Genomic DNA, 20,535 nt, shown 5'->3' on the forward strand with positions numbered 1-20,535 from the left:
TAGGCATCACTCCCAGAATGCCCTGATGCCTTCGCGATGGGCATCGCAGCGCGACACGCCGATATCCTTGAGCTGCTCGTCCGTCATCTCCAGGAGCGCGAGGCGACCGCGCCGGCGCTCAAGCATGCGATCGATTTGTTTGGCGGCGGAACGGAGCGCGAATACCAGGCGACCGACGAAGCCGCGACGGCTCTGTTGATCGGTCTGCGCGCCAAAAGCCGGGCGAGCATAGCGAATTGTCTCCATTGTATCCATTGTCATTCTGCCCTGTTCCGATTGTACCTTCCCAATCGCGAGATCGATATGAATTGACTCATCGCGCGGTGCAATATAGAAAATTGTCACCATGACAAATTGGCTCCCTGACCTCTCCTCTGGCTCCGGTCCGCTGTATCAGCGTCTTGCTGACAGCATTGAGTCAGATATCGACAAGGGCGTCATCGACGCCGGTGCAAAACTGCCGCCGCAGCGCGACCTCGCCTATGACATCGGCACGACCGTCGGCACGATCGGCAGGGCCTATCAGCTGCTGCGCGAGCGCGGCCTAGTGAGCGGCGAGGTCGGCCGCGGCACCTATGTGCTAGGCCAGCGCGCCGCAGACCCGAAGCCGGATTTGGAACCTGCCATCCAGGGCACGCGCCCCATCGATGCGCCAAGCGGCAAGCTGCGCTTCGACAGCACCGCCGCGCCCGACGTCGGCCAGGGCGCGGTGATTGCCGACATGCTGGCACGCACGGCGCAGGAGCATCCGCACGACATTTCGAGCTATACGCGGGATTTTCCCGAGCGCTGGTATGAGGCAGGCAGCCGCTGGCTGGCGCGCAACGCCTTCCGCCCCTCGCTCGATTCGATCGTGCCGACGCTGGGCACCCATGCCGCGGTCATGGCGGCAATCGCGGCGCTGACCATGCCCGGCGACTACGTGGTCTTCGAGCATCTCACCTATTCGCAGATCGCGCGCAGCGCCGGGCTGATCGGCCGCCGCACGGCGCTGGTTTTGACTGATGAGGGCAGTATCGACCCGGATGATTTCGAGCGCGTCTGCGCTCAGAAACATCCAAAGCTGATGTTCCTGATGCCAACCGCTAAGAACCCGACGCTGGTGACATTGTCGGCGGAGCGACGGCAGGCGATCGCCAAGATCGCGCGTGAGTACAATGTCGCGCTGATCGAGGACGATCTCTACGGCGAGCTCACCGACGACCCGACACCACTGCTGGCCGAATACGCGCCCGAGCGCACGATCGTCGCCGGCGGCCTGTCAAAGTCGGTCGCGGCAGGCGTGCGCAGCGGCTGGCTTTCCTGCCCACCGGCCTATCGCCACCGCATCCGTGTCGCGCACAAGATGATGACCGGCGGCCTGCCCTTTCTGCTGGCCGAGGTCGGCACGCGGCTGGTGATGTCGGGCCAGGCGGGCGAGATCCGCAAGCGCTGCATTGGCGAAATCCAGGTGCGCCTCGCTATCGTGCGCGAAGTGCTGGCGGGTTTTGATTTCAAGGCGCGCGACAACGTGCCCTTCGTCTGGCTGACCTTGCCGGACCCGTGGCTGTCCGGCACTTTCAAGAACGCCTGCCTGGCGCAAGGCGTGCTCATCGACGACGAGGACGAGTTCAAGGCCGGCCGCTCCGAGCAGGTCTTTCACGGCGTGCGCTTTGGCGTGTCGCAGCCGCGGCAAAGCTCGGATGTCGCCGGCGGCGTCGCCGTCATCCGCCGCCTGCTTGACGAAGGCCGCGCCGGCTACGACAGTTTTTCCTGATCAAGCTGGCGAGCTCTAGGCCCTGGCCTCCGCCGGCAGGGGCCGTTTTCCGGCTTTTTTCGTCATCCGGTGGGGTGTATCGCGCGAAAGCTTGCGATAAGAGGAGACTCAAAGAAACTCCCCTCTTCCACGGACAAAAATCGCCGCTCATGACCATTTCCAATTCCGTGCCGATCACTCCCGAGCTCGTCGCCGCGCATGGGCTGAAGCCGGACGAATACCAGCGCATCCTCGATCTGGTCGGCCGCGAGCCAAGCTTCACCGAGCTCGGCATCTTCTCGGCGATGTGGAACGAGCACTGCTCCTACAAGTCCTCCAAGAAATGGCTGCGCACGCTGCCGACCAGCGGTCCGCAGGTCATCCAGGGTCCAGGCGAGAATGCCGGCGTGGTCGACATCGGCGACGGTGACTGCGTCGTCTTCAAGATGGAGAGCCACAACCACCCCTCTTACATCGAACCTTATCAGGGTGCCGCGACCGGCGTCGGCGGCATCCTGCGCGACGTCTTCACAATGGGCGCCAGGCCAGTGGCGGCAATGAACGCGCTTCGCTTCGGCGCGCCGGATCATCCCAAGACCCGGCACCTTGTCGCGGGCGTGGTTTCGGGCGTCGGCGGCTACGGCAATTCCTTCGGCGTGCCGACCGTCGGCGGCGAAGTCAATTTCGATGCTCGCTACAACGGCAACATTCTGGTCAATGCCTTCGCGGCGGGTCTTGCCAAGACCAACGCCATCTTCCTGTCGCAGGCCAAGGGCGTCGGCCTGCCGGTCGTCTATCTCGGCGCCAAGACCGGGCGCGACGGCGTCGGCGGCGCCACCATGGCCTCGGCCGAATTCGACGACAAGATCGAGGAGAAGCGTCCGACCGTGCAGGTCGGAGATCCCTTCACCGAAAAATGCCTGCTGGAGGCCTGTCTCGAGCTGATGGCGTCGGGCGCCGTCATCGCCATCCAGGACATGGGTGCGGCCGGCCTCACCTGCTCGGCGGTCGAGATGGGCGCCAAGGGCGACCTCGGCATCGAGCTCGACCTTGACAAGGTGCCGGTGCGCGAGGAGCGCATGAGCGCCTATGAGATGATGCTGTCGGAAAGCCAGGAGCGCATGCTGATGGTGCTGCGCCCCGAGAAGGAAGAGGAAGCCGAGGCGATCTTCCGCAAATGGGGCCTCGACTTCGCCATCGTCGGCAAGACCACCGATGACCTGCGCTTCCGCGTCATCCACCAGGGTGACGAGGTCGCCAATCTGCCGATCAAGGAACTGGGCGACGAGGCGCCGGAATATGACCGCCCCTGGATCGAGGCGAAGAAACCAACGCCGCTTGCCGCGAACGACGCACCGAAGGCCGACGTCGCCGACGCGCTGCTCAAGATGCTGGGGGGGCCGGATCTCTCCTCGCGCCGCTGGGTGTGGGAGCAGTATGACACGCTGATCCAGGGCAATTCGCTACAGCTTCCAGGCGGCGATGCCGGCGTCGTGCGCGTCGAAGGTCACCCGACCAAGGCGCTGGCCTTTTCCTCCGACGTCACGCCGCGCTACTGCGAGGCCGATCCTTACGAAGGCGGCAAGCAGGCTGTGGCCGAATGCTGGCGCAACCTGACGGCAACGGGCGCCCTGCCGCTTGCTGCCACCGACAATCTCAATTTCGGCAATCCGGAGCGGCCGGAGATCATGGGTCAGCTCGTCGGCGCCATCAAAGGCATCGGCGATGCCTGCCGCGCGCTCGGCTTCCCGATCGTGTCGGGCAATGTCTCGCTCTACAACGAAACCAATGGCCGCGGCATCCTGCCGACCCCGACGATCGGCGGCGTCGGCCTCATCGCCGACTGGTCGAAGATGGCGCGCATCGGCTTTGCTGCCGAGGGCCAGATGATCGTGCTTGTCGGCGCGCCACCGACATGGGGCAGCCATCTCGGCCAGTCCGCCTATATGCGTGACATCCATGGCCGCGCCGACGGTCCGCCGCCGCCCGTCGACCTCGCGCATGAGAAGCGCGTCGGCGACCATGTGCGCTCGCTGATCGCTTCCGGCATCGTGACATCGGCCCACGATGTCTCCGACGGCGGCCTAGCGGTAGCGCTGGCCGAAATGGCTATGGCCTCCGGCATCGGCGCCACCATCCCCGGCCTCACCGGCACCGACCCGATTCCGATCTGGTTCGGCGAGGACCAAGGCCGCTATCTATTGACGTTATCGATCGACCCGCAAAGCGGCGAATGGGACAGGATCCGCGAGGAGCAGAGCAAGCTCGGCATCTTCGCGCCATGGATCGGCACCACCGGCGGACGTGAATTGAAGCTGGGTGACGCACGGCCGATCCCGGTCAGTGAATTGACCGCCGCCCATGAGGGCTGGTTCCCGCGCTTCATGGATCAGGCCAGTTGACCAGAAGCATGTCTCCCGAAAGTGTGCAGCGGTTTCGGGAAAAAGACATGCCTACGACAAAAGACCTAAATCATGTCGCATAAATCCTTTTTTATGCGACATGAATTAACCGCCAGGGCGCTGGTCGCAGTCGTCTTCTGGCCGTCTCTGTTCTTCTTCTGGTTTCTCGGACCGTTCGTCCTGTTCCTGCTGTCGACGACCTCGAGCGAGGTCTGCCAGCGGCTGGAAACCCGCGCCGAGTTCCTGGCGGCGGCAAACGGCACGCTGCCGATGCTCATCGTGCAGAGCCTGATCTATGCGGTTCCAATCGCCTGCCTCGTGCTGTGGAACAGGCTCTCTCCGGAGCCGGCGCGGGCAAAGCACATCGCGACCTGCATCAAGCTCTTTGCCGTCGCCGCCGTGGTCGGGGCGGTTTGGGACTATGGCTCGTCCTTGATCTGCGACGGCTACGGTCAGGCCTTCTTCTCAACTGCATGGCGGATGACGAGCTATCTTCCCATCGTCGGCCTGCTGATCAACGTCCCGCTCTACGTGCTGGTCTTCAGCCTCGGCCGCGCCTATTCGACGCGCGATGACATCAGCGAGGACGGTGTGGTTCATCCGAGCCCGGATAATTCCTAGCTTCCTTCTGCGACGGAACGGCTTCAATCCGGGCTGGAAAGGTTCTAGGCTCTACCCCGAGTCACACCACACAGCCTGCCCGCTTGAAACAGGATTTTGCCATGGCAATGGATGCCCACGACATCGAAAAACTGATCAAGGAAGGCATTCCCGACGCCAAAGTGACCATCCGCGACCTGGCCGGCGACGGCGATCATTATGCGGCCGAAGTGGTGGCCGAGAGTTTCCGGGGCAAAAGCCGCGTCCAGCAGCACCAGATGGTCTATGACGCGCTGAAGGGCAAGATGGGCGGTGTCCTGCATGCTCTGGCGCTGCAGACCAGCGTTCCGGATTAGTGCTTGAAATCTGACGGCTCGTATTGGAGTTGTAGGTCCCTTAGCGCGGAAATTTGCCGGGGATGACCAATTTTTTGAGTCCTTCGCGAATCCCCGTGTAGGCCTTTTCGTTGCGTTGAACCATGAGCGCGATGGCCGCCTCGGATGCCTTGTCAGGGTGACCTGAATCAAAGGGAGGAGACGGGTCGTACTCGATCCCGAGTTGGATGGCTTGCGCGACCTCCGGTCCAGCAAGTTCGGCGACGATGCGGAATGCGAAGTCAATCCCCGAAGTGACGCCGCCCGAGGTGAAGACATTGCCGTCGCGCACTACCCGGCCCCTTTCGTGACTGGCGCCGACCAAGGGGAGCAGATCGACGTAGGCCCAATGTGTCGCAGCCCTACGTCCCTTCAACAACCCGGCTGCACCAAGAAGAAAGGCGCCCATGCAAACAGAGGTTACATATTCTGCCTGCTCGCCCTGGCGGCGAATGAAATCGATCGTCTCGAAATCGGCGAGAGCTTCTACGACGCCTGCGCCACCGGGCAGGCAAATCAGGTCTAGCTGGGGACAGCTCTGAAACGTGCAGGTGGGCATGATGCCGAGACCGCGGTCGCTCGAAACCGGTAGCATGGTCTTCGCGACAACGTGGGTTCTCGATTGAGGGAACTTGCTGGCCGCAGAGATCGAGGCAGGCGTTCCAAGCCGGCTCAAGACTTCAAACGGGCCAGTAAAGTCGAGTTGCGTGATTCCAGGGAAGATCACGAAGCCTATATCGAAACCGGACATGCCGCATTCGCCTCCAAATGCCCGCACGCCGGCTTGGCGCAGTGGAGATCATCGCGCTTGGTGAAGATATGCGCAACGGGTCACAGCTCCGAGGGGGCAGATCTGGGCCGGGAGACGTCTTCCGCGTCGGGCACCAAGCTCAGATTCATCACTACGAATCCACCGTCACTCGGTTTGGCCCAAACCGCGCCGACTTTTGCGGCATTGGGCCAGCGTCACGGCTAACGTCTTGTTTCAGCCAACCTATGGGTTTATTTGAAGGACATGCTTCGAGCCTGACTCCCACAGGCATGAAAGGATTGTTCATGACCGGCATCAACGACTACATCGATAATGAAGTGAAGAGCAACGACGTCGTGCTCTTCATGAAGGGCACCCCCGGCTTCCCGCAATGCGGGTTCTCCGGCCAGGTGGTGCAGATCCTCGACTATATCGGGGCCGACTACAAAGGCGTCAACGTGCTCGACTCGGCCGAATTGCGCCAGGGCATCAAGGATTATTCCAACTGGCCGACCATCCCGCAGCTCTATGTGAAGGGCGAATTCGTCGGCGGTTGCGACATCGTGCGCGAGATGTTCCAAGCCGGTGAATTGCAAGACTTCCTGGTCGAAAAGGGCGTCAGCGTCAAAGGCGCCGCCTGATCGGATTGCGTCGGCGACCGGCCGGCGGACACTAGCTTCCGGGGCTGCCCCCACCTCGGCATTGTAGTTCTCGGATTCGAGAACGAGACGAATGGATGCGCCGGTAATCCGGCGCATGTTCGTTTGAAGAATCGGATTTCGCGGTGGACAAGCAGGCAGCAGCGCAGCAATCGGCAACAAGCTTGCCCATTCCGCGCTGGGAATTCATCGCGCTCTGCGCGGCGCTCATGGCGCTCAACTCCCTGGCCATCGACATCATGCTGCCGGCGCTTCAGCAGATCGGCGCCTCGCTCGGCGTCGAGAGCGAGAACCATCGCCAATATGTCATCACCGCCTATATGCTTGGCTTCGGCGGCGGACAGCTTTTCTTCGGACCCATTTCGGATCGCTTCGGGCGCCGTGCGCCATTGGTCTTCGGCCTGGTCGTCTACGTCGCCGCCGCGGCTGCCGCCGCCGTCGCGCCGAGTTTCGCCCTGTTGCTGACCTGCCGCCTGATACAAGGCTTCGGCGCGGCGGCGACCCGCGTCATCGCCGTCTCGATCGTGCGCGACACGTTCGAAGGGCGGCGCATGGCCGAGGTGATGTCCCTGATCTTCATGGTGTTCATGGCAATTCCGGTGGTCGCGCCCGGCATCGGCCAGTTTGTCATGCTGTTTGCCAGTTGGCATTGGATTTTCGTCACCATGGCCATCGGTGCGCTGGTCGTGTCGGCGTGGGCGCTGTTGCGCCTGCCCGAGACGCTGCATCCGGAATATCGCCGGCCGCTGACGGTAAGCTCCGTCGCCGGCGGCTTCCGCATCGTGCTCACCAACCGCCTCACGCTTTGCTACGCCTTTGCCAGCACCTTCATCTTCGCGGCCATGTTCGGCTTCATCAGCTCGGCCCAGCAGATCTATATCGACATCTTCCATGTCGGCGAATTGTTCCCGCTGATCTTTGCCGGCGTCGCCGGCGTGCTGGCTTTCTCGAACTATCTGAATTCGCGGCTGGTCGGACAGATCGGCATGCGCCGCCTGTCGCAGGGCGCGCTGCTTGTCTTCCTGTGCATCAGCCTTGCCTGGCTCGTCGTCTCGCTCGAAATGAAAATGCCGCTCTGGCTCTTCATCGCGTTTTTTGCCGGCGCGATGCTGCCGTTCGGCGGACTTGGCGCGAATTTCAACGCTTTGGCCATGGAGCCGCTCGGCGAGCTCGCCGGCACCGCCGCGTCCATCCTGGGCTTCATGCAGACCTTCCTCGGCGCCATCATCGGCGCGCTGATCGGCCAGGCCTATAACGGCACGGTGACGCCTCTGGCCGCCGGCTTCTGCACCGTCTCGGTCGCGGCTCTGCTGATGATCCTGATCGCCGAGCGGGGCAGGATGTTCCAGCCTCACAATCCCCCTGTTTCGGGGCACATCACCGATCTGCATTAAATGCTGTATGGCCGGCAGCTTTGCCGGCCAGAGCCGGCACGGCCCCTATTCCGCCCAGAGCTCGCGTCGCAACTCGTCCCAGCTTTGCTTGTCCGGTGCCACCAGCAGGCCGCCATCGACATGCGAGGGCAGGTAGGCGCTGCCGTCAACGCGCGCGACGTAGCCGCCGGCCTCCTGGTGGATCAGCGCGCCCGCGAGATGATCCCAGGGCATCAGCTTGTTGTAGAGCACGAAATGGGCGTGGCCGCTGGCCAAAATCCGGTATTCATGCGCCGCGCAGCGATAGGCGAATTGCGACAGCGTCTTGGTCTGGTTGCGGGCGAGCCGCGAGCGTTCAGGCTCTTGGAGAAACTGCCAGGAAACGGCGCCGGTCATCTGCGACATCGGCACCGGTGCCGCGACGCGAACCTTCTCCAGCGCGCCATGCGCATGGCGGATATGGCTGCCGGCGCCCTTGGTCCCGATCAGCCAGTCCTTGCCGACCGGGTCATGGATGATGCCGGCGACGGTCTCGCCATTGACGACGACGCCGGCCATGACACCGAACAGCGGCACGCCGGAAGCGAAATTGAAAGTGCCGTCGACCGGATCGATGACGAAGGCAAGCGCGGCATCGCCAAGGCCGGACAGCAGCGCCGGGTTATCGGAGCAGGCTTCCTCGCCGACCACCATGGCTTGCGGATAGCGCTCGAGCAGCCTGGCGGTGATCAGCCTCTCGGCGTTGACGTCCGCCTCGGTGACGAGGTCGGCGGCGGACGTCTTCTGGCGCACGTCGCCCTCGCCCAGCCGGCGGAAGCGCGGCATGATTTCGGCGTTTGCGGCACCGGCGAGAAGCTCGGCCAGCCAGTCGATCGCGTTATCGTCAAATCGCATCGGAAATGTCTTGTCCCGGGTTTGCGTCGAGCCCCGCGAAGTCGAACAGCTTCCTGTCCAGGAGATGCGAGGGCCTTACATTGGCCATGGCGCGGATCATCGTGTCCTTGCGGCCCGGCATGCGCTTCTCGATGTCGTCGAGCATCGCCTTCATGGCATTGCGCTGCAGCCCTTCCTGGCTGCCGCAGAGGTCGCACGGGATGATCGGGAATTTCATCGCGTTGGCGAATTTTTCGAGGTCGGCCTCAGCGCAATAGGCGAGCGGCCGCAGCACCATGACGTCGCCTTCGTCATTGAGGAGCTTGGGCGGCATGGCGGCGAGACGCCCGCCATGGAACAGGTTCATGAAGAAGGTCTCGAGAATGTCCTCGCGGTGATGGCCAAGCACCAGCGCCGAACACCCCTCCTCGCGTGCGATCCGGTAGAGATGGCCACGCCGCAGCCGCGAGCAGAGCGAGCAATAGGTGCTGCCCTCGGGCAACTTGTCGGTCACCACTGAATAGGTGTCCTGGTATTCGATGCGGTGGGCGATGCCGTTGGCGTTGAGATAGTCGGGCAGAACGTGCTTCGGGAAATTCGGCTGACCCTGGTCGAGATTGCAGGCAAGCAGCTCGACCGGCAGCAGGCCGCGCCATTTGAGGTCGAGCAAAAGCGCCAGCAGGCCGTAGGAATCCTTGCCGCCCGACAGCGCCACCAGCCAGCGTTCGCCCGGCATCACCATTGCGAAATCCTCGATCGCCTGGCGGGTGAGCCTCAACAGCCGCTTGCGCAGCTTGTTGAACTCGACCGAGGACGGCACGTCGCGAAACAGCGGGTGGAAACCGCCGTCGGTCTCATCGTCGATCGGCTCGAGGGATTTGAGGTCTGGCAGCATGTTCATGGCGCCGGCTCCGCGTTGTCAGCGCTCGGCTTTAGAGCATTTTGCAGCCGAGTGGAATCACACGGCGTCGCATAAATGCGGCCAAAGTGAATAGCCTGACCGCCAAAGAAAAGGCCGCCTCGAGAGGCGGCCTTGGATGCTGCGGCTGATTGATGTCGATCAGCGCGAATAGAATTCGACGACCAGGTTCGGTTCCATCTGCACGGCGAACGGAACGTCCGAAAGGCCGGGAACGCGAGCGAAGGTCGCGGTCATCTTGTTGTGGTCGGCTTCGATGTAGTCCGGCACGTCGCGCTCGGCAAGAGCGACCGATTCCAGCACGATCACGAGCTGCTTCGACTTCTCGCGCACCTCGATAACGTCGCCCGGCTTGCAGCGATACGAGCCGATGTTCGTGCGCTTGCCGTTGACGTTGACATGGCCGTGGTTGACGAACTGACGGGCGGCGAAGATGGTCGGCACGAACTTGGCGCGGTAGACCACCGCGTCGAGACGCGACTCGAGCAGGCCGATCAGGTTCTCGGAGGTATCGCCCTTGCGGCGGTTGGCCTCTTCATAGACCTTGCGGAACTGCTTTTCCGAAACATCGCCATAGTGACCCTTCAGCTTCTGCTTGGCGCGCAGCTGCAGGCCGAAGTCGGAAAGCTTGCCCTTGCGGCGCTGGCCGTGCTGGCCGGGGCCGTATTCACGCTTGTTGACCGGGGACTTCGGGCGGCCCCAGATATTTTCGCCGAGACGGCGGTCGATCTTGTATTTCGCGGATTCGCGCTTGCTCATCGCATTCCCTTTCAAAACAATATACCCGCAACCCCATGGCTCCGGGCGAAGGAAACGCGCCCTCCTCTGGCCTTCGTTTTCGAGACCTGACAGGGTTTTCTACGCAAAGCGACGGAAAACCCACGGGACACGTCAAAAGAAACCACCGGGCGTCGCCACCCGGTGTTGGTGGGCCTGTTAAACAGAGATTTAACCGGTGTCAAGCTTACGGCTGGCAGCGCGGGTCGCAACCCGATAATTTCCCGCGTGGCGTGCAGTGCCGGTTGTGGCGAAGGCCGTCGGCAGCAGAGCGGCTTGTGCTTCCAAGGAGCTGCCCTGCTCTGCCATCTTAATTAAGGGACTGGAGCAGAGGAGTCCGAATTCCCATGAAGAAGTTCTTCCTTACCCTGACCGGGGCCGCTGTATTGGCGGGATCTATGGCGGTCATGACGCCGGAACCTGCCATGGCCAGGCATTGGAGCGGCCACAGGCAGATATGCCGCGTCGTGGTGACGAAAAGAGTGGTCTGGCGCCACGGCCATCGCCACGTCATCCGCTACAAGACCAAACGCTGCTGGTGGCGCCGCTAGCTCATCTTGCGCCAAAAAAGGGTTGACGGAGGCCCGCGGCCGACGCCGCGGGCCTTTCATTCGACCTATGACTTCTTGCTGGGCAGACTTTTGCGCTTGGTCTCGGCGAACTCCTCGAGCTGCTTTTCGCTCATCGATTCATACATTTCGCGCGAAGCGCCCTTGAGCTCGCTCTTCTTCGTCTCGCCGCGCTTGGCGGACAGCGCTGCGCCGGCGGCCTTTTGCTGGGCTTGCGATTTGGCGGGCATGGCGGTTTCTCCCTTTGCTGTGAGAAGAAACGCCGGGCTGAAGCGGCAGTTCCAGCGGCAGCGGCTCGGCCCGCCGGCTGCGTGAGTTGGCCATTAGGCGGCCGACCTTGGCGGTATCCTGGCAAGCCTTCCCGCGCCCGGAATGCCAGTGTAGGACGGTTGCATGAAATCCCTGAACGATCCCTCACAGGCGCTTTCCACCGGACTTGCGGAAATCCGCGCAGAATTCCACGTGCCGGATGGATTTCCGCCTGCGGTAATCGCCGCGGCGGAGGCGGCGGCAAAGCGTGTGCCCGACCAGCATGCCGACCGGACGGCAATGCCCTTCGTCACGCTCGATCCGGCGAGTTCCACCGATCTCGACCAGGCCTTCTCGATCGAGGCCAGCGGCGGCGATCTTCTCTTGCACTATGCCATTGCCGACGTGGCCTGGTTCGCCGAGGACGGCGACGCGATTGATCTCGAAGCCTGGGGCCGGGGCGAGACACTTTACTTGCCGGACGGCAGGGCCGGGCTGTACCCGCCGGTGCTCGCCGAGGCCGCGGCAAGCCTGTTGCCCGATGGGCCGCGTCCGGCAGTCGTCTTCACCGTTCGGGTCGCCGAGGACGGTGCGGTGAAATTGGATGGCGCGGAGCGCGCCATCATCCAAAGCCGCGCCAAGCTCGCCTATGACAGCGTGCGGGCCGCCGACGTTCCGGCCGGCTTCGCGGAACTGGCGCGGCGTATGGCGGCAAACGAACAACGCCGCGGCGCTTCGCGCGTCGATCCGCCCGAGCAGGAGGTGGAAAGGCTCGCCGACGGCACGTTCCGGCTTTCGTTCAGGCCGCTGCTGCAATCCGAGCAGGACAATGCAGCACTTTCGCTGGCCGCCAATATGGCGATTGCCGACGCCATGCTGGCCCACAAGACCGGCTTGTTCCGGGTGATGTCGGGGCCGGACGCCTCCAAGGTGCAACGGCTGCGCAACGCGGCACAGGCGCTCGGCCTGTCCTGGCCGGCCTCCACCAGCTTGCGCGACTATCAACGCACGCTCGATCCGGCCGACCCGAAACAGGCGGCGCTAATGCTGGAAATCCGCCGCGCAGGCAACGGCGCGTCCTACCAACCCTATCAGGAGGGCATCGTCCCCTGGCATGAGGCGATGGCCGCGACCTATGCCCACGCCACCGCGCCGCTCAGGCGGCTGGCCGATCGCTACGTCCTGCGCTGCACGCTGGCGATCGCCAATGGCCAGCCCGTGCCGCAGGCCGTCACCGACGCCTTCGCCAGATTGCCGAAGGTGATGGGCCGCGCGGATGCCCGCGCCTCGCAGATCAGCCACGCGGCAATCGACCTTGCCGAGGCGGTGATGCTCAAGGGACATGAGGGCGAGACGTTCGAGGCCGTCGTCACCGACTTCGTCGACCGTGGCGTGCGCGTGCAGCTTGCCGACATGCCGGTGGTTGCCAGCGTGAAAGCCTCCGGGCTCAGGCAAGGCGACGGCCTGACGCTAAGGCTGGTTTCGGCCGATCCGGATCAACGCAGCATCGTCTTCGAGCCCGCCACCCCGCCTTGAGCACTAAGGTGCGGTCAGTCCAAAGCCCTGGATGAGCCGCCTCGTGGCGAAATCCACCTTGCCCGAGGTGAAGACGGCAAGATCGGGCTCACTTACGCCGGATGTGTCCCCAACGGGTTCAAGCAGCGACATGGCGCGCCGCGCGATCGCTTCGGCCGGATCGATCCAGTCGACCGGCCAAGGCGCGGTCTTGCGCATGCGGTTGGCGAGAAACGGGTAGTGCGTGCAGGCAAGCACGACGATGTCGGTGCGGTTGCCGTCGCGCTCGATGAAGCAGGGCGCAATTTCGGCGCGCACGGCTTCTTCGTCGACGAAACACTGGCGCATATAGATCTCGGCGAGCCCCGCCAGCCGATCGCTGCCGACCAGGCGCACATGGCATTTCTGCGCCCACTTGCTGATCAGGTCGCGCGTGTATTGGCGCTTCACCGTGCCCGGCGTCGCCAGCACCGATACCAGGCCGGAGCGGGTGCGTTCGGCCGCCGGCTTGATCGCCGGAACGGTGCCGACAAAGGGATGGCCGGGGAATTTGTCGCGCAGCGCATCGATCACCAGCGTCGAGGCTGTATTGCAGGCAATGACCGAAATCGCCGGCTGGAGCCGGTCGAGCAATTTGCCGAACAGCGCAAGGATGTGTTCCTTGAGCGCCGGCTCTTCCCAGGCGCCATAGGGAAACGCCGCGTCGTCGGCGACATAGACGAAGCGGCGGTCGGGCATCAGCACGCGCGCCTCGCGCAGCACGGTCAGCCCGCCGACCCCGGAATCGAACATCAGGATCGGGCGCTGGCTTGATCGATCGCTCATTGTCATCCGGTTATGAGAAACGACAGGCCCGGAATTGGACCGACGCGCTTCTATCGCGAATGATCGTGGTCTTGAAGAGGCGAATGCGAGCAGCTTTTGCGCAGTCGCTAGAACATGATGCCGAAAAGTGCGAAGCGGTTTTCGGACGACATCATGCTCTATCTCACTCATATCCCGCGCTTGCCAAAGCCGGCCGGCCGCGGTCTGCCGAAAGGCTGCGGCGCGGGCGGAATGTGAGCGGCTGAAGCGCCAACCGCGGCGCGTGGAGCGGCCGGCACAGCGGTGCGTGCAGCGCGCGTCGACGCCGGCAGCGGGCCATCGAAGTCGAAAACATCGGTCAATTCATCGATGTTGCTGCCCGCGACGGGCTTCGCCCACCAAATCGTGCACCAGAGGCCGAATACCGAAAACCCAAGCAGGTTCAGCCCGCCCGGAATGCTCTCGGGGTCGCCGAATTTGACGACCAGCAGCACGCCTGCCTGCAGAAGGGCATAGACAGCCGAAAGGGCGATGTAGGCCCACAGGATCCAGCGGCGTCCGTTGGCGTCGCGGGTGCGGCGCGAGGCGATGTTGCCGCGAAGCGCGACGAAGATGAGAGAGGCGATGAGAACCGCGCCTGCCATGTCCTGGCGCGACGGACCGGGCCCTGAATTGAGCAGCCCTTCGAAACCGATCGTGCTGACAATGCAGATGACGATCACCACGGTTTCGGCTACGGCGAGACCGAGAGAGTAAAGGAAAAAGCGCAGTCGACCAATATTGGACGTAAACATGTGCCACCCCCACTATTGCAGCAAGGATGGCATATAATCGAATAAAATTCGGTTACTTCAAATGCTCGCAGCTTACCGATCTTAACTTTCTTCGTCTTTGGCGCGACTGCGCGCGCCGGCCGGCAACCGTCTCGGATCGTCGCCGGGCGAGCCATCGCCGCGCGGCATGGCCGGCGAGAACCTGTCGAGCGACGAGATGATGCCGCGCAGCACCTTGAGCTCGGGCTCGGCGAAGCCCGCGCGCGTCAGCACCGCGCGCAGATTGTCGACCATCTTCGGCTTCTTTTCTTCCGGGCGAAAATAGCCGCGCGCTTCCAGCGCGTTTTCCAGGTAGGCGAACAGGCTGTGCAGCTGCTCCTTGGGCGCCGGTACCAGCTCCGGCCCGGAGAAGTTGGTCTGCGTCTCGTCGGCGAGGCCGGACTTCATCCATTCATAGGACATGAGCAGCACCGCCTGGGCGATGTTGAGCGAGGAAAAGCCGGGATCGACCGGAAAGGTGACGATCTCGTCGGCAAGCCCGACCTCGTCATTGTAAAGGCCGAAGCGCTCGCGGCCGAACAGGATACCGGTGCGCAGCCCGGCCTCGCTGCGCGCCCTGAGCGCCCTGCCCGCTTCCACCGGACCGCGCACCGGCTTGAAGCCGTCGCGCTCGCGCGCTGTCGTGGCGAAGACGAAGTTCAGGTCGGCGACCGCCGAGGACAGATCGTCGAAGACCTTGGTGGCGTCGATGACGTGGTCGGCGCGGCTGGCGGCCGCGCGCGCCTTCTCGCTCGGCCAGCCGTCGCGCGGATTGACAAGGCGTAATTCCGACAAGCCGAAATTCGCCATGGCCCGCGCCACCATGCCGATGTTCTCGCCGAGCTGCGGCTCGACCAGGATGATCACCGGTCCGGCGGAAGCGGTCTTGGTTGTGTCTTCTGTGGCTGGCATGGCTATTGGTAACCGGGGTTTGCGGCGTTTCGGCGTCCCCTGCCACATCCGGACCGGAAAATGAAGCATTCACAACAGCGGTGCCCATCCGCCCCGGCGCGGATCGCGGTTTGCGCGCTGAAAAAGCCTTTGATATACGCTCCGCATCCCCGGCCGAAACCATGCGGGCAAGGCCGTCCAGATCCCCCAGCAACGAGGCATTCTTTCCATGGCGAAGATCAAGGTGGCGAACCCGGTCGTCGAGCTCGACGGCGACGAGATGACCCGCATCATCTGGCAGTTCATCAAGGACAAGCTGATCCACCCCTATCTCGACCTGAAGCTGGAATATTACGATCTCGGCATCGAGCACCGCGACGCCACCAATGATCAGGTGACGATTGATTCCGCCAATGCCATCAAGAAATGGGGCGTCGGCGTGAAATGCGCGACGATCACCCCCGACGAGGCGCGCGTCGAGGAATTCAAGCTGAAGAAGATGTGGAAGTCGCCCAACGGCACCATCCGCAACATTCTCGGCGGCACCATCTTCCGCGAGCCGATCATCATGAAGAACGTGCCGCGCCTGGTGCCGGGCTGGACCAAGCCGATCGTCGTGGGCCGTCATGCCTTCGGCGACCAGTACCGCGCCACCGACTTCCGCTTCCCCGGCAAAGGCAAGCTGACGATCAAGTTCGTCGGCGAGGACGGCCAGGTCATCGAGCATGACGTCTATGACGCGCCGGGCGGCGGCGTGGCCATGGCCATGTACAATCTCGACGAGTCGATCCGCGAGTTCGCCCGCGCCTCGCTGAACTACGGCTTGCTGCGCAATTTCCCGGTCTACCTGTCCACCAAGAACACCATCCTTAAGGCCTATGACGGCCGCTTCAAGGATATCTTCCAGGAGGTCTACGAGAAGGAGTTCGAGGCCGAGTTCAAGGCAAGGAAACTCTGGTACGAGCACCGCCTGATCGACGACATGGTCGCTTCCAGCCTGAAATGGTCGGGCGGCTATGTCTGGGCCTGCAAGAACTATGACGGCGACGTGCAGTCCGACACCGTGGCGCAAGGCTTCGGCTCGCTCGGCCTGATGACCTCGGTGCTGATGACGCCGGACGGCAAGACGGTGGAGGCGGAAGCCGCGCACGGCACCGTGACGCGCCACTACCGGCAGCATCAGAAGGGCGAGGAAACCTCGACCAATTCGATCGCCTCGATCTTCGCCTGGACGCGCGGCCTCGCCCACCGCGCCAAGCTCGACGACAATGCCGAGCTCAAGCGCTTCGCCGAGACGCTGGAAAAGGTCTGTATCCAGACCGTCGAGAGCGGTTTCATGACAAAGGACCTGTCGCTGCTGATCGGTCCCGACCAGCCCTGGCTCTCGACCACCGGCTTCCTCGACAAGATCGACGAGAATTTGCAGAAAGCGATGGGGTAAACCCACATTCGGCATACCGAAGGCTCCGGAAGGAGCCTTCTTTTTTGGTACTCCGACGAGCGGAGGGGAGCGCTGATCGATGGCCAAGTCAACTCTCTACGGCGCGGACTACAGCGTCTATGTGCGCATCGCACGGATGACGCTGGAGGAGAAAGGCGTCGGCTACGAGCTCGTTCCCCTCGACATCTTTGCCGCCGAAGGCATCCCGGCCTGGTATCTGGAACATCACCCTTTCGGCCGCATCCCGGCCTTCGAGCACGACGGTTTTCGACTGTTCGAGACCGGTGCGATCACGCGCTATGTCGACGAAGCCTTCGACGGCCCGGCCTTGCAGCCGGCCGACGCGCGCGGCCGCGCCAGGATGGTCCAGATCAGCGGCATGCTCGACGCCTATGGTTATCGTGCCATGGTCTGGGACGTCGCCGTCGAGCGGCTGGAGAAAACGCAACCGGATGAGCAGCTGATCGCCAGCGGACTGAGCCAGGCTGAGACGGTGCTCAAGGTTCTGACATCGCTGAAGGCGAAAGGACCTTGGCTGCTAGGAGAGCAACTGACACTGGCCGACCTGCACGCGGCGCCGATCATTGCCTATTTCGTCAAAGTCGCGGAAGGACGCGATTTGTTGGCGCGCTTCGCGGATATCCGGGATTGGTATGCGCGAATAGCTGGACGGCCGAGCTTTGCGCAGACAGAAAAGGCTGGCTGATAAGAATCAGGACGGTCGAGGGACAGCGCCCCCCTCTGTCCTGCCGGACATCTCCCCCACTTGGGGGGAGATCGGACGGCGCACCGGCTTTCGCCAATCTCCCACGTTGAAATACAACCACGCAGAAAAAGGCGAATGGCTGACGCAGCTAATCTCCCCCCTTGTGGGGGGAGATGTCCGGCAGGACAGAGGGGGGCGCTGTCCCGCCAAGCGTGCGGTAAATTCAAACCCACTCGTTCAAGCCGCTTCCAGCGCCGCCTTCACCGCTGCGATCGCGTCGTTGGCCCTGGAGGCGTCGGGGCCGCCGGCCTGCGCCATGTCGGGCCGACCGCCGCCGCCTTGACCGCCAAGCGCGGCGGACGCGACGCGCACGAGATCGACGGCGCTGAAGCGGCCGGTCAAATCGTCGGTGACGCCGACGACCACGCTCGCCTTGTTGTCCTCGCCGGCGCCGACAAAGACGACCACGCCGGAGCCGAGCGTCTTCTTGCCGGCATCCGCTAGCGGCTTCAGGTCCTTCGGCGCGACGCCGCTGACCGCCTTACCGAGGAAGCCGACGCCTGCGACCGTCTCATTCGCGGCCGGGGCATCGGCAACGGCCGAACCGCTGCCCAGCGCCAGCTTCTTGCGCGCCTCGGTAAGCTCCTTTTCGAGCTTCTTGCGCTCTTCGAGCAGCGCCTCGACGCGCGACGGCACATCGGCCGGCGAGATCTTCAAGGTCGCCGCCGCGGCTTTCAGCCGCCTGTCCTGCTCGTCGAGATGCTTGCGCGCCGCCTCGCCGGTCAGCGCCTCGATGCGGCGCACGCCGGCCGCCACTGCGCTGTCCGACAGGATGCGCACAAGGCCGATATCGCCAGTCGATTTCACATGCGTGCCGCCGCAGAGTTCGACCGAATAGGGACGATTGGCCTTAGCGCCATGCAGGCCGGTGCCCATCGACACGACACGCACCTCGTCGCCATATTTCTCGCCGAACAGCGCCATGGCGCCCTCGGCGATGGCGTCGTCGACCGACATCAGCCGCGTCGTCACCGGGCTGTTCTGGACGACGATCTCGTTGGCCATGCGCTCGACCTCTTCGAGCTCGTCGGCCGAGATCGGCTTGTTGTGCGAGATGTCGAAGCGCAGCCGGTCCGGCGCCACCAGCGAGCCCTTCTGCGCGACATGGGTGCCCAGCACCTCGCGCAACGCCTCGTGGATGAGATGCGTCGCGGAATGGTTGGCGCGCAGCTTCGAGCGGCGGGCATGATCGACCTTCAGCTCGACGGCATCACCCGTCTTGATCGTGCCTTTAGCCACCTTGCCGAGATGCACGAACAAACCATCGGCCTTCTTCTGCGTGTCCGACACCTCGATTGAAAAACCATCGCCGGAAATCACGCCGGCATCGCCCATCTGGCCGCCGGATTCGCCATAGAACGGCGTCTGATTGACGATCACGGCGACCGCGTCGCCCTGGGACGCGCTATCGATCGCTTTGCCGTCCTTGACCAGCGCCTGGACGATGCCTTCGGCCTGCTCGGTCTCATAGCCGAGGAACTCGGTCGCGCCGGTCTTTTCCCGCACGGAAAACCAGACCGTCTCGGTCGCGGCTTCACCCGAGCCAGCCCAATGCGCGCGCGCCTCGGCCTTCTGCCGCTCCATCGCGTCGGTGAAGCCGGCGATATCGACCGAGATGCTGCGCTGGCGCAGCGCATCCTGCGTCAGATCGAGCGGGAAGCCGTAGGTGTCGTAGAGCTTGAAAGCGGTCTCGCCGTCCAGCATATCGCCGGCTTTGAGCGTCTCGGTCGCGTCCGAAAGCAGGCCGAGGCCGCGCACCAGCGTCTTGCGGAAGCGTGTTTCCTCGAGCTTCAGCGTCTCGGTGATCAGCGCCTCGCCGCGCACCAGCTCGGGATAGGCCTGGCCCATCTCGCGCACCAGCGCCGGCACCAGCTGCCACATCAGCGGATCCTTGGCGCCGAGCAGCTGCGCGTGGCGCATGGCGCGGCGCATGATGCGGCGCAGCACATAGCCGCGCCCCTCGTTGGAAGGCAGCACGCCGTCGGCCACCAGGAAAGAGGACGAGCGCAGGTGGTCCGCGATGACGCGGAAGGATGCTGCATTCTCCTGGTTGTGGCCGTGCCCGAGCGCCGAGCACGTCGCGTCGATCAGATGCTTGAAAAGGTCGGTCTCGAAGACGCTTTCGACCCCCTGCAGGATGGAGGCCATGCGTTCCAGGCCCATGCCGGTGTCGATCGAGGGACGCGGCAGGTCGATGCGCTCTTCCTTCGTCACCTGCTCATACTGCATGAACACCAGGTTCCAGAATTCCAGGAAACGGTCGCCGTCCTCTTCCGGGCTGCCGGGCGGGCCGCCCCAAATATGCTCTCCGCGGTCGATGAAGATTTCCGAACACGGCCCGCATGGGCCGGTGTCGCCCATCGCCCAGAAATTGTCGGAGGTCGGGATGCGGATGATGCGGTCGTCGGAGAAGCCGGCGATCTTCTTCCAATAACCCGCCGCCTCGTCGTCGGTGTGATAGACGGTGACCAAGAGCTTGTCTTTCGGCAGACCGAATTCCTTGGTGATCAGGTTCCAGGCAAGCTCGATCGCGCGCTCCTTGAAATAGTCGCCGAACGAGAAATTGCCGAGCATCTCGAAGAAGGTGAGATGGCGCGCCGTGTAGCCGACATTGTCGAGGTCGTTGTGCTTGCCGCCGGCGCGGACGCTCTTCTGCGCGGTCGCGGCGCGCGAATAGGGGCGCTTCTCCAGCCCGGTGAAGACGTTCTTGAACTGCACCATGCCGGCGTTGGTGAACATCAGCGTCGGATCGTTGCGCGGCACCAGCGGGCTGGAGGCGACGATCTCGTGGGCCTCCTTGCGGAAGTACTCGAGGAATGTCGCCCGGATGTCGTTCACGCCACTCATTGCATACTGCCTTTTTCGCAAGAACCGCCGGCCCGGCCGGCGGCAAATGGGCTTTGGTGTTTCAGAAGATAGATTGGCCTTTTAGCGATAGCTCTTGTGCCTGTCCAGAAACACGGAAAACAGGCGTGTCGCTCAAAACTGCGCAAGCGGTTTTGGGAAAACGACAGGCACAAGCATG

General features: G+C 63.4%; 20 protein-coding genes. 10 read left to right on the top strand and 10 right to left on the bottom strand.

Annotation, left to right across the window (positions count from 1 at the left end; genetic code table 11):
- Positions 1-6 precede the first annotated feature (6 nt).
- Positions 7-255 carry a DUF1127 domain-containing protein gene (locus LB526_RS13730; protein WP_224628199.1) on the bottom strand — a complete coding sequence of 83 codons (249 nt, stop codon included), beginning with the start codon at positions 253-255 and terminating at the stop codon, positions 7-9.
- A gap of 91 nt (positions 256-346) precedes the next feature.
- Here LB526_RS13730 and LB526_RS13735 point away from each other — a divergent pair, with 91 nt between their 5' ends.
- The 4 genes from LB526_RS13735 to LB526_RS13750 all read left to right on the top strand — a co-directional run bounded on the left by LB526_RS13735 (position 347) and on the right by LB526_RS13750 (position 5,093).
- Positions 347-1,756 (top strand): PLP-dependent aminotransferase family protein, encoded by a 1,410-nt coding sequence (locus LB526_RS13735; protein WP_224628046.1) that lies wholly within the window; start codon positions 347-349, stop codon positions 1,754-1,756.
- A 149-nt stretch (positions 1,757-1,905) separates the two neighbouring features.
- A complete protein-coding gene (gene purL / locus LB526_RS13740; RefSeq protein WP_224628047.1) occupies positions 1,906-4,137 on the top strand; it encodes a phosphoribosylformylglycinamidine synthase subunit PurL in 2,232 nt (743 codons plus the stop codon).
- A gap of 93 nt (positions 4,138-4,230) precedes the next feature.
- The gene (locus LB526_RS13745) at positions 4,231-4,758 is read left to right on the top strand and encodes a hypothetical protein (RefSeq protein WP_224628048.1); all 528 of its coding nucleotides are present in this window, start codon (positions 4,231-4,233) and stop codon (positions 4,756-4,758) included.
- Positions 4,759-4,859: 101 nt separating this feature from the next.
- Positions 4,860-5,093 carry a BolA/IbaG family iron-sulfur metabolism protein gene (locus tag LB526_RS13750; RefSeq protein ID WP_040995401.1) on the top strand — a complete coding sequence of 78 codons (234 nt, stop codon included), beginning with the start codon at positions 4,860-4,862 and terminating at the stop codon, positions 5,091-5,093.
- A 40-nt stretch (positions 5,094-5,133) separates the two neighbouring features.
- On the opposite strand, the gene LB526_RS13755 is transcribed toward LB526_RS13750, so the two are convergent.
- Positions 5,134-5,862 carry a DJ-1/PfpI family protein gene (locus tag LB526_RS13755; RefSeq protein ID WP_224628049.1) on the bottom strand — a complete coding sequence of 243 codons (729 nt, stop codon included), beginning with the start codon at positions 5,860-5,862 and terminating at the stop codon, positions 5,134-5,136.
- Between the two features lie 305 nt (positions 5,863-6,167).
- On the opposite strand from LB526_RS13755, the gene grxD reads away from it, so the two are divergent.
- Positions 6,168-6,503 (top strand): Grx4 family monothiol glutaredoxin, encoded by a 336-nt coding sequence (gene grxD / locus LB526_RS13760; protein WP_059185116.1) that lies wholly within the window; start codon positions 6,168-6,170, stop codon positions 6,501-6,503.
- 188 nt (positions 6,504-6,691) lie between these two features.
- Positions 6,692-7,915 carry a multidrug effflux MFS transporter gene (locus tag LB526_RS13765; protein WP_411962504.1) on the top strand — a complete coding sequence of 408 codons (1,224 nt, stop codon included), beginning with the start codon at positions 6,692-6,694 and terminating at the stop codon, positions 7,913-7,915.
- 45 nt (positions 7,916-7,960) lie between these two features.
- Here LB526_RS13765 and LB526_RS13770 read toward each other — a convergent pair whose 3' ends face one another.
- The 3 genes from LB526_RS13770 to rpsD all read right to left on the bottom strand — a co-directional run bounded on the left by LB526_RS13770 (position 7,961) and on the right by rpsD (position 10,445).
- Positions 7,961-8,788, bottom strand: coding sequence for an inositol monophosphatase family protein (locus LB526_RS13770; RefSeq protein ID WP_224628050.1), 828 nt, complete (start codon positions 8,786-8,788; stop codon positions 7,961-7,963).
- Positions 8,778-9,668 (bottom strand): tRNA 2-thiocytidine(32) synthetase TtcA, encoded by an 891-nt coding sequence (gene ttcA, locus LB526_RS13775; protein WP_224628051.1) that lies wholly within the window; start codon positions 9,666-9,668, stop codon positions 8,778-8,780. The genes LB526_RS13770 and ttcA overlap by 11 nt, the downstream gene beginning before the upstream one ends.
- Positions 9,669-9,827: 159 nt before the next feature.
- A complete protein-coding gene (gene rpsD / locus LB526_RS13780; protein WP_140840172.1) occupies positions 9,828-10,445 on the bottom strand; it encodes a 30S ribosomal protein S4 in 618 nt (205 codons plus the stop codon).
- Positions 10,446-10,810: 365 nt separating this feature from the next.
- Here rpsD and LB526_RS13785 point away from each other — a divergent pair, with 365 nt between their 5' ends.
- Entirely contained in the window at positions 10,811-11,014 is a 204-nt protein-coding gene (locus LB526_RS13785) for a hypothetical protein (RefSeq protein ID WP_140542642.1), read from the top strand.
- Positions 11,015-11,079: 65 nt separating this feature from the next.
- Here the strand turns inward: LB526_RS13785 and LB526_RS13790 are convergent, their stop codons facing one another.
- The gene (locus LB526_RS13790) at positions 11,080-11,262 is read right to left on the bottom strand and encodes a DUF3008 family protein (RefSeq protein WP_095765193.1); all 183 of its coding nucleotides are present in this window, start codon (positions 11,260-11,262) and stop codon (positions 11,080-11,082) included.
- A gap of 163 nt (positions 11,263-11,425) precedes the next feature.
- Between LB526_RS13790 and LB526_RS13795 the strand changes: the two genes are divergently transcribed.
- Positions 11,426-12,817, top strand: coding sequence for an RNB domain-containing ribonuclease (locus tag LB526_RS13795; RefSeq protein WP_224628052.1), 1,392 nt, complete (start codon positions 11,426-11,428; stop codon positions 12,815-12,817).
- A gap of 3 nt (positions 12,818-12,820) precedes the next feature.
- Here LB526_RS13795 and murI read toward each other — a convergent pair whose 3' ends face one another.
- The 3 genes from murI to LB526_RS13810 all read right to left on the bottom strand — a co-directional run bounded on the left by murI (position 12,821) and on the right by LB526_RS13810 (position 15,324).
- Positions 12,821-13,621: a glutamate racemase gene (gene murI / locus LB526_RS13800; RefSeq protein WP_224628054.1), complete on the bottom strand. Its 801-nt coding sequence runs from the start codon at positions 13,619-13,621 to the stop codon at positions 12,821-12,823.
- Positions 13,622-13,788: 167 nt separating this feature from the next.
- Positions 13,789-14,394 (bottom strand): hypothetical protein, encoded by a 606-nt coding sequence (locus tag LB526_RS13805; protein ID WP_224628055.1) that lies wholly within the window; start codon positions 14,392-14,394, stop codon positions 13,789-13,791.
- 81 nt (positions 14,395-14,475) lie between these two features.
- On the bottom strand, positions 14,476-15,324 hold the full coding sequence (locus LB526_RS13810) for an RNA methyltransferase (protein ID WP_224628057.1): 849 nt from the start codon (positions 15,322-15,324) through the stop codon (positions 14,476-14,478).
- 208 nt (positions 15,325-15,532) lie between these two features.
- On the opposite strand from LB526_RS13810, the gene LB526_RS13815 reads away from it, so the two are divergent.
- Complete coding sequence (locus LB526_RS13815) at positions 15,533-16,744, top strand: NADP-dependent isocitrate dehydrogenase (protein ID WP_095765188.1); 1,212 nt, start codon at positions 15,533-15,535, stop codon at positions 16,742-16,744.
- Positions 16,745-16,823: 79 nt separating this feature from the next.
- Positions 16,824-17,450, top strand: coding sequence for a glutathione S-transferase family protein (locus LB526_RS13820; protein WP_224628059.1), 627 nt, complete (start codon positions 16,824-16,826; stop codon positions 17,448-17,450).
- A gap of 237 nt (positions 17,451-17,687) precedes the next feature.
- Here LB526_RS13820 and alaS read toward each other — a convergent pair whose 3' ends face one another.
- Positions 17,688-20,357 (bottom strand): alanine--tRNA ligase, encoded by a 2,670-nt coding sequence (gene alaS, locus LB526_RS13825; RefSeq protein ID WP_224628062.1) that lies wholly within the window; start codon positions 20,355-20,357, stop codon positions 17,688-17,690.
- Between the last annotated feature and the right edge of the window lie 178 nt (positions 20,358-20,535).

It is taken from the genome of Mesorhizobium sp. CA6 (assembly GCF_020165035.1).
Classification (GTDB): Bacteria; Pseudomonadota; Alphaproteobacteria; order Rhizobiales; family Rhizobiaceae; genus Mesorhizobium.